Annotated in this window: 10 protein-coding genes and 1 pseudogene; 7 read left to right on the top strand and 4 right to left on the bottom strand. The window is 74.0% G+C overall.

Annotation, left to right across the window (positions count from 1 at the left end):
• Positions 1 to 37: 37 nt before the first annotated feature.
• Positions 38 to 742: a response regulator transcription factor gene (locus tag VGI02_RS01685; protein WP_331625493.1), complete on the top strand. Its 705-nt coding sequence runs from the start codon at positions 38 to 40 to the stop codon at positions 740 to 742.
• Here the strand turns inward: VGI02_RS01685 and VGI02_RS01680 are convergent.
• Entirely contained in the window at positions 653 to 2368 is a 1716-nt protein-coding gene (locus VGI02_RS01680) for a sensor histidine kinase (RefSeq protein WP_331625492.1), read from the bottom strand. The genes VGI02_RS01685 and VGI02_RS01680 overlap by 90 nt on opposite strands.
• 206 nt (positions 2369 to 2574) lie before the next feature.
• Here VGI02_RS01680 and VGI02_RS01675 point away from each other — a divergent pair, with 206 nt between their 5' ends.
• A complete protein-coding gene (locus VGI02_RS01675) occupies positions 2575 to 6750 on the top strand; it encodes a glycosyltransferase (RefSeq protein WP_331625491.1) in 4176 nt (1391 codons plus the stop codon).
• A 117-nt stretch (positions 6751 to 6867) separates the two neighbouring features.
• Here the strand turns inward: VGI02_RS01675 and VGI02_RS01670 are convergent, their stop codons facing one another.
• The gene (locus VGI02_RS01670; RefSeq protein ID WP_331625490.1) at positions 6868 to 7398 is read right to left on the bottom strand and encodes a dihydrofolate reductase family protein; all 531 of its coding nucleotides are present in this window, start codon (positions 7396 to 7398) and stop codon (positions 6868 to 6870) included.
• 214 nt (positions 7399 to 7612) lie between these two features.
• On the opposite strand from VGI02_RS01670, the gene VGI02_RS01665 reads away from it, so the two are divergent.
• Positions 7613 to 8485: a formate/nitrite transporter family protein gene (locus VGI02_RS01665; RefSeq protein ID WP_331625489.1), complete on the top strand. Its 873-nt coding sequence runs from the start codon at positions 7613 to 7615 to the stop codon at positions 8483 to 8485.
• A 95-nt stretch (positions 8486 to 8580) separates the two neighbouring features.
• On the opposite strand, the gene VGI02_RS01660 is transcribed toward VGI02_RS01665, so the two are convergent.
• Positions 8581 to 9642 carry an MBL fold metallo-hydrolase gene (locus VGI02_RS01660; RefSeq protein WP_331625487.1) on the bottom strand — a complete coding sequence of 354 codons (1062 nt, stop codon included), beginning with the start codon at positions 9640 to 9642 and terminating at the stop codon, positions 8581 to 8583.
• Between the two features lie 629 nt (positions 9643 to 10271).
• Here VGI02_RS01660 and VGI02_RS01655 point away from each other — a divergent pair.
• Complete coding sequence (locus VGI02_RS01655) at positions 10272 to 10604, top strand: GYD domain-containing protein (protein ID WP_331625486.1); 333 nt, start codon at positions 10272 to 10274, stop codon at positions 10602 to 10604.
• An 81-nt stretch (positions 10605 to 10685) separates the two neighbouring features.
• On the opposite strand, the gene VGI02_RS01650 is transcribed toward VGI02_RS01655, so the two are convergent.
• The gene (locus tag VGI02_RS01650; protein WP_331625485.1) at positions 10686 to 10943 is read right to left on the bottom strand and encodes a hypothetical protein; all 258 of its coding nucleotides are present in this window, start codon (positions 10941 to 10943) and stop codon (positions 10686 to 10688) included.
• Positions 10944 to 11240: 297 nt separating this feature from the next.
• Between VGI02_RS01650 and VGI02_RS01645 the strand changes: the two genes are divergently transcribed.
• From VGI02_RS01645 to VGI02_RS01640, 3 genes and pseudogenes are all read left to right on the top strand, one after another.
• Positions 11241 to 11390: a hypothetical protein gene (locus tag VGI02_RS01645; RefSeq protein WP_331625484.1), complete on the top strand. Its 150-nt coding sequence runs from the start codon at positions 11241 to 11243 to the stop codon at positions 11388 to 11390.
• A pseudogene (locus VGI02_RS29065) lies at positions 11333 to 11554 on the top strand (DUF1254 domain-containing protein); the annotation flags it as partial. The gene VGI02_RS01645 and the pseudogene VGI02_RS29065, both read left to right, overlap by 58 nt.
• A gap of 71 nt (positions 11555 to 11625) precedes the next feature.
• Complete coding sequence (locus VGI02_RS01640) at positions 11626 to 12504, top strand: DUF1214 domain-containing protein (RefSeq protein WP_331625482.1); 879 nt, start codon at positions 11626 to 11628, stop codon at positions 12502 to 12504.
• Positions 12505 to 12514: the final 10 nt, after the last annotated feature.

The following is a 12514-nucleotide window of genomic DNA, read 5'->3' as shown; positions in this document are numbered from 1 at the left end:
GCACTTGCGCCAGGACTTGAGGAAGCGTTGAGCTGACGTGAAGGTGCTGCTCGTCGAGGACATGGCCGCGGTGCGCGACGCCCTGGTCGCGGTACTGCGCGCGCAGGGCTGGCGGGTCGCGACGGTCGGGACCGGCATCGACGCGGTCGCGGCCGTCGAGGACGCCGTCGACCCACCCGACCTCGTGCTCCTCGACCTCGGCCTGCCCGACCTCGACGGCGTGGAGGTCTGCCGCCGCATCCGCGGCCGCTCCTCGGTCCCGGTCATCGCGGTGACCGCGCGCGGTCACGACAGCGCCCGCGTCATGGGCCTGCGCAGCGGTGCGGACGACTACGTGGTCAAGCCGTTCTCGGTCGACGAACTGCTCGCGCGCATCGAGGCCGTGATGCGCCGCGTCTCGGGGCACGCGCTGGTCTCGACGGTCACGGCGGGTCCGGTCACCGTGGATCTGGGCGCCCGGTCGGTCCTCGTGGACGGCGCCGAGGTCGCCCTGCGCCGCAAGGAGTTCGACCTGCTCGCGGCCCTCGCGCGCCGGGGCGGGAAGGTCGCGACCCGTGAGGAGCTGCTCGACGACGTGTGGGGTCTGGCCCCGGACGACGTGGGCGCGGACGCCGGGCGGCGGACCCTCGAGGTGCACGTGGGCGCCCTGCGCTCACGCCTGGGCGTCCCCGGCCTGGTGGTGACCGTGCGCGGTGTCGGCTACCGCCTCGCCCTCGGCACGGGAGACCGCGGAGCCCGTTGACCCCGGCGCCCGCGGGAGGGTGACGACGAACGCCGTCCCCCGCCCCGGTCCGTCGTCGTGCGCCAGCCCGGGCCCGACGCGCACCGTGCCCCCGCGGCGCGCCACCACGCGCGCGACCAGCGCGAGCCCGAGGCCCCGGACCCCGGCCGCCGTCGTGCCCGACTTCGTCGACCACCCGGCGGCGAACGCGGCGTCGGGATCGGGGAGCCCCGGGCCGTCGTCGGCGACCCGGATGACGAGGGCGTCGTCGCCTGCGGACAGGTCGAGCTCGACGACCCCGCGCCCGTCGCCCTCGAGGGCGACGTCGAGAGCGGCGTCGAGGGCGTTGTCGAGCAGGTTGCCGACGACGGTCAGGTGGTCGTCGGAGGCGTCCGCGTCACCGGTCGGGGCCGGGAACGCGGTGCCCGGGGCGATGCGCAGCGCGATGCCGCGGTCGCGGGCGTCGGTGGCCTTGTCGAGGACGAGCGCGGCCAGCGCGGGGTCGGCGACGGCCTCCCGGAGGTCCTGACCGAGGAGGCTGCGCTCGCGGCTCCAGCGCACGGCGAGGTCACGGGCGTCGTCGTGGGCGCCCAGCTCGATGAGCGTGGAGACGGCCTGCAGGTGGTTGGCGTGCTCGTGGGCCTGGAACCGCAGCGCACCCGCCACCGAGCGGGCGTCGTCGAGCGCCCGCATGACCTGCTCGACCTCGGTGCGGTCCCGCAGGGTGACCACCCAGGCGCGGTGGCCGCTGCCGTCGTCGTCGGCGCGGGTCCGGTTGAGCAGCAGCAGGCGCTCCCCGACGAGCACCGTCTCGTCGCCGATCGGGCTGGGGTCGGCGAGCCGGGCGGCCAGCGCCGGGTCGACGCCGAGCTCGCCCAGGGTGCGGCCGGTCAGCCCGGCCGCGGGGTCGACGCCGAGCAGCCGGGCGGCCTCGTCGTTGACGACGGCGAGGCGGTCGCGCTCGTCGAGCACCAGCAGCCCCTCGCGCATCGCGTGCAGGACGGCCTCGTGGTGGCGGTGCAGCGCGGTGATCTCGGCGGGCTCCAGGCCGAGGGTGTCGCGGCGGACCCGGCGCGCGGCCACGACGGCGAGGCCCACACCGATCCCGATCGCGGCCACCGCCCCGAGGGCGAGGACGGCGAGCTCGCGCAGCACCCGGCCCGCCACGTCCACGCGCAGCAGCCCGACCGCGACCATCCCGACCACCGGCGCGCCGGGCCCGGCCGTGATCGGCACGATCGCGCGCACCGACGGGCCGAGGGTGCCGGGGAACGTCTCGACCACGGTCTCGCCGCGCGCCGCGGGCAGGAACGTGCCCTGGTAGGGCAGGCCGATGAGCGTCCGGTCGGGATGGGTGAGCCGGGTGCCGTCCGGCGTCATGATCGTCACGAACGAGGCGTCGGCGCCGAGGCGGACGGCCTCGGCGGCGGGTTCGAGGGCGGCGCTGTCCCGGGTCGCGACGGCGGGTGCGACCCCGGGCGAGGCCGCGACGGTGCGGGCGAGGCCGACCATCCGGGCGGTGGCGTCGGCCTCGACGAGCGACGCCGTCCCGACCCCGCTCACCCCGGCCGCGATCAGCACCGTCGCGAGGACGGTCACGACCTCGACGACGAGCAGCCGGCGCACCAGCCGGGAGCGCCTGCGCATGGCAGCACCGTGACCGTGGACACCGTCCGGCGCAAGGGACGTCCCCGGATGCGCGCCGGGACGCCGAGGAACGGACGAACCGGAACGGCTCCGTCACGAGATGCGACACACAGTAACGAAGAGGGACACTCCGACGGATGAACTCCGCGGCTCGGATGTCACACTGAGGACACGATCGCCCCTCGCGGCGGTCACGATCGCGAGGGGTGGGCGTGGGACGACGGCGCGACGCGGCACGCCCGCGTCGGTCCTGGGGCACGTGGATCCTCACCGGGGTCCTCGTGGCGCTGGTGGCCACCGTCCTCGCGGTCACCGGGCTCGTGAACGCCTCGATCGGCAACGACGCGGACTCGCACAACCAGGGCGACAGCTCCCACGTTCCCGCGGACATCGCGCACGGCGGGACGTTCGTCGACGGCCGGACCGACCCCGCCCGCTCGACGGCGGTGCCGCCGAGGACCGTCGCGCTCACCTTCGACGACGGCCCGGACCCCACGTGGACCCCGCAGATCCTGGCGGTGCTCGCGAAGCACCAGGTCCGGGCGACGTTCTTCGTCGTCGGGTCGCTCGCCGTGCGCCACCCCGAGCTGCTGCGCCAGATCCGCGCCTCCGGCAGCGAGATCGGGATCCACACCTTCACCCACGTCGACCTCTCGCAGGTCCCGGACTGGCGCCTCGAGCGCGAGCTCGGCGAGACTCAGCTCGCGATCGCCGGGGCCACGGGCGAGACGACCTATCTCCTCCGGCCGCCGTTCTCGTCGACCGTCGACGCCATCGACGACCGCGCCTACGCCGCGGTCCTCGCCTCCGGGCGCGACGGCTACGTCAACGTCTTCACCGACGTCGACGGCGAGGACTGGCAGCGCCCCGGCGTGGACGCCATCGTCCGCAACGCGACCCCGAAGAACGGGGCGGGCGCGACCGTGCTGATGCACGACGCAGGCGGGGACCGCGCCGAGACCGTCGCCGCGCTCGATCGCCTCATCCCCGAGCTGCAGGCCCAGGGCTACCGGTTCGACACCGCGACCGCCGCCGTCGGGGCGCCCGCGGCCGCCGCGCCCGCCCCGCCGCGGGACCGGATGGTCGGCGGGGGTCTGGTCACGGCGGTCGACCTCGCGACCGGCGGCGTGCGCGTGCTCCTGGGCCTGCTGATCGCGGTGGGCCTCGTCGTCGTCGTGCGCCTGCTGCTCACGCTCGTCGTCGCGCGGCGCCACGCGCGGCGGCGTCGGGACCCGTCCTTCTCGTGGTCCGATCCCGCCCACCCGAGCTCGCGCGACCCGGTGTCGGTGATCGTCCCGGCCTACAACGAGACCGAGAACATCGAGGCCACCCTGCGCTCGATCCTCGCGAACGACCACCCGCTGGAAATCCTGGTGGTCGACGACGGATCGAGCGACGGCACCGCGGAGCTGGTCGAGTCCCTGGCCCTGCCCGCGGTCCGCGTGATCCGCCAGCCCAACAGCGGCAAGCCGATCGCGCTGAACACCGGCGTCGCCCGGGCGCAGCACGATCTCGTGATCATGATGGACGGCGACACCGTCTTCCAGCCCGACACCGTGGGCCGGCTGGTCGCGCCGTTCGCGGACCCGGAGATCGGCGCCGTGGCGGGCAACGTCAAGGTCGCGAACCGCACCGAGTTGATCCCGCGCCTGCAGCACATCGAGTACGTCGTCGGGTTCGGGATCGACCGCCGCGTCCAGGACACGCTGCGCGCGATCACCACGATCCCGGGCGCGGCCGGGGCGTTCCGCCGCCGGGCCGTGCTCGACGTCGGCGGGCTGTCGGTGGACACCCTCGCCGAGGACACCGACCTGACGATCGCGCTCGGCCGTGAGGGCTGGCGGGTGGTGTACGAGGAGCGCGCCGTCGCCTGGACCGAGGCGCCGACGACGCTCACCCAGCTCTGGCGCCAGCGCTACCGCTGGACCTACGGCACCATGCAGGCGGTCTGGAAGCACCGGCGCTCGCTGCGCGAGCGGGGGGCGTCGCGGCGCACCGGATGGCTCGGGCTCGGCCACATCGGCGTGTTCCAGGTGCTGTTCCCGCTCGCCGCGCCGTTGGTCGACATCTTCTTCGTCTACGGCCTGATCTTCGGCGACCCGGCGATCACCCTCGTGCTGTGGGGCTCGATGCTGGCCGTCCAGACGGCGGCGGCGGCCTACGCCTTCCGGCTCGACGGCGAGCCCCTGGCCCCGCTGTGGGTGGCCCCCCTGCAGCAGCTGCTCTACCGCCCGCTGATGTACGCGGTGCTGGTGCGCTCGCTGCTCTCGGCCGTCACGGGCGGCCGGGTGCGCTGGCAGCGGATCCAGCGGCTCGGGGCGCTGCGGGCGCTCATGCCGGGCACCCCCGCGGCGGTGCCTGCCGGGAACGTCAGCGATGCGGCGTCGCTGACGTCCAGTGTCAGTAGCGCCGCATCGTCGATCGGCATGACCGCCCGCGAGCAGGCCCCGGCCGCCCGGCTGGAGGCCACCCGGGTGGCCGCCGCCGCGACGCTCGACCCCCCGCGGGAGACGCGCGGGCCCGCGTCGTCCGGGAGCGAGAAGGCGGAGCGCACCCGGTGGCTGGACGTGCTGCGGGCGATCGCGCTGGTCCGGGTCGTGGGCTACCACGTCCTGGGCTGGGGCTGGCTGTCGTTCGTCTTCCCGTCGATGGGCGTGATGTTCGCGCTCGGCGGCTCGCTGATGCTGGCCTCGCTGCGCCGAGCGGAGGCCGTCGACGTCATCGGGCGACGGATCAAGCGCCTGCTCCCGCCGTTCTGGGTGTTCGGCCTCGTCGTCGTCCCGGTGATGTTCTGGCACGGCTTCGGCGAGGACCCGGTGCCCGACGCGGCCCAGTGGCTCTTCTGGGTGGTGCCGATCCTCGACCCGCCGAGCAGCGCGTGGGCCGGCGACGCGACCGTCGTGCTCTGGTACATCCGCACCTACCTGTGGCTGGTGCTCCTCACACCGCTGCTGCTGGCGGCCTGGCGGCATCGGCCCGCCGTCGCGATGGCGGTGCCGCTCGGGATCGTCGTCGTCGACGCCCTGCTTGACGGCGGGCTGCGCGACTTCGGGGCCGTGGGCACGGCGCTCGTCGACGCCGCCGCATTCGCCGGCTGCTGGATGCTGGGCTTCGCCCATCGCGACGGGAGCCTGCGCCGCCTCGCCGCGGGCCGGGCGGTGCTGCTCGCGGGCGCGGCGATCGCGGTCGGGACCGCGTGGGCGCTCACCCACCCCGCGGGCGACGACGGGATCGACCTCAACGATATCCCGCTCGCCCAGGCCCTGGTCTCGCTCGGCGCGGTGCTGCTCGTCCTGCGCTACACCCCGCGTCTGGCCTGGCTCGAGCGCGTGCCCGGGCTCGGGCGCCTGGTCACGGTGATCAACGCCCGGGCCGTGAGCATCTACCTCTGGCACAACGTCGCGATCGCCCTCGCGATCGTGGTCGACGACCGCCTCGGATGGCCGTCGACGTGGTCGCTGATCGGCACCTCGGTGGTGCTGACGACGGTGCTCGCGCTCGGCCTCGGCTGGGTCGAGGACCTCGCGGCCGGCCGCAGGCCCGCCCTCATTCCGGGGCCGGGCCAGCGCGCGCTGCGCCGTCGGGAGCCGCGTCGCCCCGCGCCGATGCCGCCGATGATCTCCGACGGCGGTCTGCTGCTGCCGCCGGAGACCGAGGAGAGCTCGCTCGCGGCGCTCAACGCACTCCGTCCGGCGTCGGACTTCCACCGCGACCCGCGCTTCGCCGCGGCCGCGCCGGTCCCGGTCACGGCGCGCTCGCTTCCCGCGGGTCGTCGGTGGGCCAGGCCGATGGCGCCGGGGACCGCGGCGCCGGGTCTGGTGGCGCCGGGAACGTCGGTGGCGCCGAGTCCGGCGGCGGCGGGACGTGCTGCAGTACCGGGACCGGTGCCCTCGGGTCGGGCTCCCTCGGCGTGGCCTCCGGCGGACCGCCCGTCCTCGGGCGCGGGGTCGCCGGGTCGCCCGCCGTCGGGTCCGGGCTCGTCGGTACCGGTGCCGTCCGTCCCGTTCCGGGCGATGCCGCCGTCCGGACCGCTCGCGCGGATCCCCGACTCCCGCCGCTCCGGGCCGCCGTCGCAGCCCGGCACCGCGCTCGGTCCCCCACCGTCCGGACCCGCCCCGTCCGGCCCGTCCCGGGGGCAGGACCGCGACGCCGTCACCGGCGTCACCGGGAGGGCCCCGACCGGGGGCCGGCGCCGTCTGCTCTCGTTCGGTGGGGGCGAGCCTGCCGAGTCCCGGGACGGCGACGCCGGCCGCGGCGGCTCCGGGCGTCACACCACGCACGGCGAGGACGGCCCGTCCGCCGGCGGGCGCGGGTCGCACCGCGCGGAGGGTGACGAGGCGCCGATCCACGACCCGAGCACCCCGAGTCGCCACCGCCGCTGAGCCCACCGGCGTGGTTCACCGTCGCGAGGGGCACGTGGCGCAGGTTGGCGGCGGGCTCCGCAGGCGTGTTGTGCTCGTGATCATGGGAAATGGGCCGCCCCGCCCCGCGCCGCCGACTCAGCGCACGACGCGGTACCAGTGCGGCGTGTCGTCCGCGATCGACTCCAGGCGGACCTGCGGTGTGCCGGGGCGGCGCGGGAACATCGGGGTGCCGTCGCCGAGCAACACGGGGACCACGAGCACGAGCACCTCGTCGAGCAGGCCCGCGTCGAGGCACTGCGCCGCGACGTCGGCGCCGAGGATGGTCACCGAGCGGTCGCCGGCCAGCTCGCGGGCCGTCGCGACGGCGCTGTGCAGATCGGTCGCGAACCGCACCCCGGGCGACGCGACCGGGGGCGGACGGTGGGTGAGGACGACGGCGGGCCCGTCGTACTGCCCGCCGAAGGCCCCCTCGGCGTCGGTGCCGCGGTTCGGGTCGTCACCGTCGTGCGTGCGGCGTCCGACGAGGAGCGCGCCGACGCTGGCGAGCAGCCGGTCGGCGGCCGGGTTCGGGCGCCCGGCGAACTCGGTGAGCCAGCCCATGTCGCCGCCCGGGCCGGCGATGAAGCCGTCCAGCGACGAGGCGGCCGAGTAGATCAGGCGTGCCACGGGGTCCTCCTCCGCGAGTGGGAGCCGGACCGTATCGACCTCGACGGCCGACGACACCGGAAATGTCCGGGAATGCGAAGATCGACGCCGTCGGTGACAGGGCGCTCACACAGGGTTCACGATCTCCACACCAGCGCGGCCGACTGGGCTGTTCGTATGCATACCCAAGCGTTCGTCCGGACGTGGTCGTTGCTCCTTGTCCCGAGAGGTCGCCATGCCGATCCCCGTCCCTGAAGCGATCGACGAGCAGGCCGAGGTCGCCGCAGGCAAGACCCGCGCCAGTCGGTCCCCGGGCGCCTACCTGGTCAGCGCCGCGCTGGCCGGTGCCTACATCGGCGTCGCGGTGTGCCTGATGCTGGCCGCCGCGGGTCCGCTCAATGCCGCCGACAGCCCGTTCACCAAGCTCGTGCAGGGCCTGGTCTTCGGGATCGCGCTGACCCTGGTGGTGTTCGCCGGGGGCGAGCTGACCACCGGCAACATGATGACGATGGTGATCGGCCTGTTCGACCGGGCCAAGCGCACCGGGCCGGGCGCGGTCGTCGCCGTCATCCTGTTCTCGTTCCTCGGCAACCTCGTCGGCGGCCTGGTGTTCTCGCTGCTCATCGAGGCCTCCGGCGTCCTGAAGATCGCGAACCCGGGGCAGCAGCCCGCGATGCTGGCCTTCCTGGCCTCCACCGCGAAGTCGAAGGCCACCGAGGGCGTCGGCACCATGTTCTTCCGCGGCGTGCTGTGCAATGTCCTGGTCTGCCTCGGCGTCTGGATGGCCGCGCGCACCCGCAGCGACGGCGCCAAGCTCGTCGTCCTGTTCTGGGCGCTGCTGGCGTTCATCACGACCGGCTTCGACCACGTGGTCGCCAACATGACGATCCTCGCGCTGGGCCTGTTCTCCGGGCTGCCGGGCGTCACCGTGGGGACGTTCGCCTGGAACATGCTCTGGGTCGGACTCGGCAACCTCGTCGGCGGCGCCCTGCTGGGGGCCGCGTACGGCTACGTCTCGCGCGGCGAGCGGCCGGCCGAGCCGGACGCCGGGTCGGACGCCGAGCCCGAGCCGGCAGCACCCCTGGAGCGGGAGGTCGCGCAGGCCTGAACCGCCCGGCCCGACGACGCCCCGGAGAGCACCACTGCTCTCCGGGGCGTCGTCATGTCCGGGCGGCCTCGTCGGCACCCTGGTGTGGAGGAGAGTCAGGCCGCGGCGAAGGTGTAGCGGCTGCCGACCGCACCGGGCAGGAACGCGTCCCCGAGCTCCTGGGCCAGCCGCATCTGGGCGCGCCACCCGGTGCAGTGGGCGGGGACGAGGACGTCGGGCGCGAGGTCGGCGAGTGCGCCGACCGTCGGCTCGATGATCTGCTCGAAGCCGGGCCCGGTGAGGTGCAGGCCGCCGAGCAGCGCGTGCAGCCGCTCCGAGCCGGTGAGACGCAGCGCGTGCCGGACGATGTTGACCGCACCGGCGTGCCCGCACCCGGTCAGGACGACGAGACCGCGGCCCCGGACGTTCACGACCAGCGCCTGGTCGTCGACGATCCACGGATCGGGGCGCCAGGCCTCGTCGAGGAACGCCTCGTGGAAGGCCATCCCCCGCTCGAACTCCGTCGTGCGGTCCACTTCGCCGGTGATCAGCACGCTGCCGTCGAGCAGGAACGACGGCTCGCGGCGCTCGACCAGCTCGATCCCGTCACCCACCAGCGCCGCGCGGTCGAGGAGCGGCATGACGAAGGGCTCGGCGTTCGGGGGCGCCAGCCGACGGCGGGTGAACGCCACCGGGTGCAGCACGAGCGGACTCGGCGAGCGACCCAGCCAGCGCTCCAGGCCCGGGAAGCCGCCGGTGTGGTCGCCGTGGCCGTGGGAGAGGACGACGGCGCTGACGTCGGACGGGTCGATCCCCAGGCGGCGGCCGTTGACGGCCAGGCCGTCGGGGGAGACGCCGGTGTCGAAGAGCAGCGTGTGGTCGTGGCCGTTCTTCGTGACGGTGACCAGCGCGGAGAACCCGTGCTCGGCGATCAGCCCGGTGGTCGTCATGCCGCCCACGTACTGCGGTGCCTCCTGCGGGTCACCGGTGCCGAGGCGGGCCCGGGTGGCCACGTCGCTGTTCAGGAGCAGCGCGTCGAAGCTGTTGTCGACGAGCACGGTGATCGTCAGCGCGTCGACCGGCTCGAGGGCGACGGGATCGACGGCGGCACCCGCCGCGGTGCGGGGTGCGGCGAAGGCGACGGCGGCGGGATCGGCGGGCCCGGTCTCGGTGCACATGGTGGGGGTCCTCCCGGGCGGTGCAGCGTCGGGCCGTCCTGGCCCGCCCCGCCGATCGTGGCACTCCCGGCCCACCTCGCCGATCGTGGCACTCCCGGTCCGTCCAGGAACCCTCTGGCGGTCCCATGATCGCTTCTTGTGCGGCGGAACGCGTCAGATCTGACGCGTTCCGCCGCACGGAACTCGATCACGGAGGATCGGCAGGGTCCTGCTGCGCCGTCCGACACCCGCCGACACCGACGCCGTCGTGGGCCTGCTGGGCGAGCTCGGCACCCGGACGAGCCCGGTGTCGTCGGCTGCGCGTGGTGGGGCGTGGGCCGACTGCTGGTCGACGCCGCCGCGTGGTCGGCCGCGTGCGCGGGTCCGGCTCGATGCAGTTCTCGAGCGGGCTGTGGCGCCCGGAGTCGCACGCGTTCCACCGGCGGCCCGAGTCTACCGACCGCGACGAGACGCCGAGCGCTACGCGCGGCCGGTGCCCCACGAGCGTCGAACTCGTCGCGGCGGGAGGAACCGGTCGAAACCCGGTCGGCGACCTGCTCCACCGGGGTGATTCCTGGTCCCGATTCCCGCGACCGGCGTCACGCTGTCGTCGGAGTTCGTGCGCACCGAGGCGTGGAAAGCGGGCCGGAATGGCGACATACGCGTACATCTTCTCGTACAAGGCCGAGACGTGGGCCCGGCTGATCGCCGAACCCCACGACCGGACCGCGGCGGTGCGGAGCACCGTGGAGGACGCCGGTGGCACTCTCGAGGCGCTCTACTACACGGTGGACGATCTCGGCGGGCTGGCACTCGTCGAGGCGCCTGATGCCGATACCGCGGCAGCGATCAACCTGGTCATCATCGGGTCGGGCGCCTTCGAGACGGTGCGCGTGCAGCGGATCGTGCCCGCCGCTGAATTCACCGCGGTGCTCGGCCGGGCGCAGGCCGCGTCGCACGGATTCCGCCGTCCCGGGGGCTGAGTCGCCACAGCGACGAACGGCCCCGGAGACGACAGGAGCCGGGCCACCCGTGGTGGCCCGGCTCCCGTCGTGTCGACCCGACTAGCCGAGCCCGAGGCCCTCTTCGGCCTTGGTCACGCCGGTCTCGTTGTCGATCGTGGTGACGCCGGTGGCGTCGTCGATCTTCTTCGTGGTGTCGGCGACGCCGGTCGACTCCTCGACGCCGTGGACGCTGTGCCCGACCTCCTGGATGGCGCCGTCCGGCGTCTCCTCCGCCTGGGCGACGCCGCCGCCGAAGCCGACGAGGGCGGTGGTGGCGACAGCGCCGCCGACGATCCGGCTGATCATCTTCTGGTTCATGTGGGGAGCCTCCTTGGCCTGTCCGCCCCTCGTGGGGCGGCGGGTCAACTGCTGCGTGGAGTCGGGGATCTCCGACGCGCTAGGGATGCTCGCACGTTCCGTCCGGTCTACGTGGCTAGTCCGTTTGCATCGATGTTAACGCCCTGTGATCCACACAACGCTGAGAGTGCCCGCCCCGGCCGCCGGCATCGTCGCGGCCACGGGCCCGTCCGGATCACCCGCAACGGATGAGGACGCGAGGGGCGCGGATGTCCGACGGTCGGCCCGTCGGTCTGACCCCCCGGACGGAGTCACTGGATGGACATCGCCACGCTCAAGGACGAGATCGTCGCGCAGGTGCGGACGTCGCGTCAGGGGGAGGGGCACTGGCTCGGCATGGCGGCGTTCCGGTGGGGCTTCCCGCTGCTGGAGATGATGCGGCGGAACCCCGGGACCGGTACTTCGTGACCCCGATCGTCGACGCCCCGTACGCCCGGACGTTCGTCGACCTCTCGGGGGGCGCGGTGATCCTGACCGTTCCCGCGGTGACGGATCGCTACTTCACCGTCCAACTGCTCGACATGTACACGAACAGTCGCGGATACGTCGGGACGAGGATGGGCGATACGTACGGCGGCGATTTCCTCATCGTCGGACCGCAGTGGACCGGGGTGGTTCCCGAGGCATCCGACGGACGATCACGATGCCGACGACCGTGGTCTGCCTGCTCGCCCGGGTCGCCATTCTCGACGACGACGTCGCGGGCGCCGTCGCCATCCAGGGCCGGACCGCTCTGCGACCGGCCGAGCCCGGCGCCGCGGTGCCTGCCGCGCCGCACCCCTACCGGGACTACCGGAAGGGCGACCCGCTCGACTTCTACCGGCTGCTCGCCGACGGCCTGACCGCGTTCCCTCCGGCCGCCGCCGACCAGGGTGTGCTCGGCCTCCTGGAGAGGATCGGCATCGGTCCGCACCGCCCGTTCGATCCCGCCGCAGTGCACCCCTCGGCCGTGGACGGTCTCCGTCAGGCCATCCCCGACTCACTGCAGAGCCTCTACGCCGAGCTGCCGTTCGCCGGCCCGATGCACAACGGGTGGATTCTGCTCAACCCGGACACCGTCGGCGACTGGGGCGTCGACTACTACGCTCGTTTCGAGGTCGCCCAGGCCGGTCTCCTGGCCAACAGCGTCGAGGAGGCCTATTACGTCGGCGCGGTGGTCGACACCGACGACGATCCGCTCGTCGGGGACTACCGCTACGAGATCACGTTCTCGCCCGGCGAGTTCCCGCCGGTCGAGCAGTTCTGGTCGGTCACGATGTACGAGAATCCGGCCGCCTTCCTCGTCGAGAACGACGCCGGGATCTACCACCGCGGCAGCCTGACTCCCGGGCTGACCTACGCAGCCGACGGTTCCCTGACGCTCTACCTCCAACGGGACGCGCCGTCACCCGAGAAGCGCGGTAACTGGCTCCCGACGACTCCGCCCGGCGAACTGTTCCGGCTCATCCTCCGCCAGTACGTTCCCCGACCGGACATCCTCCGCGGCCGCTACGTGCCGCCGGGGGTGCGGCGCGTCCCCTGAGCATCACGCC

This window comes from Actinomycetospora sp. (genome assembly GCF_036497245.1).
In the GTDB taxonomy this organism is placed as follows: domain Bacteria; phylum Actinomycetota; class Actinomycetes; order Mycobacteriales; family Pseudonocardiaceae; genus Actinomycetospora.
This window is presented reverse-complemented; position numbering and strand designations above follow the sequence as displayed.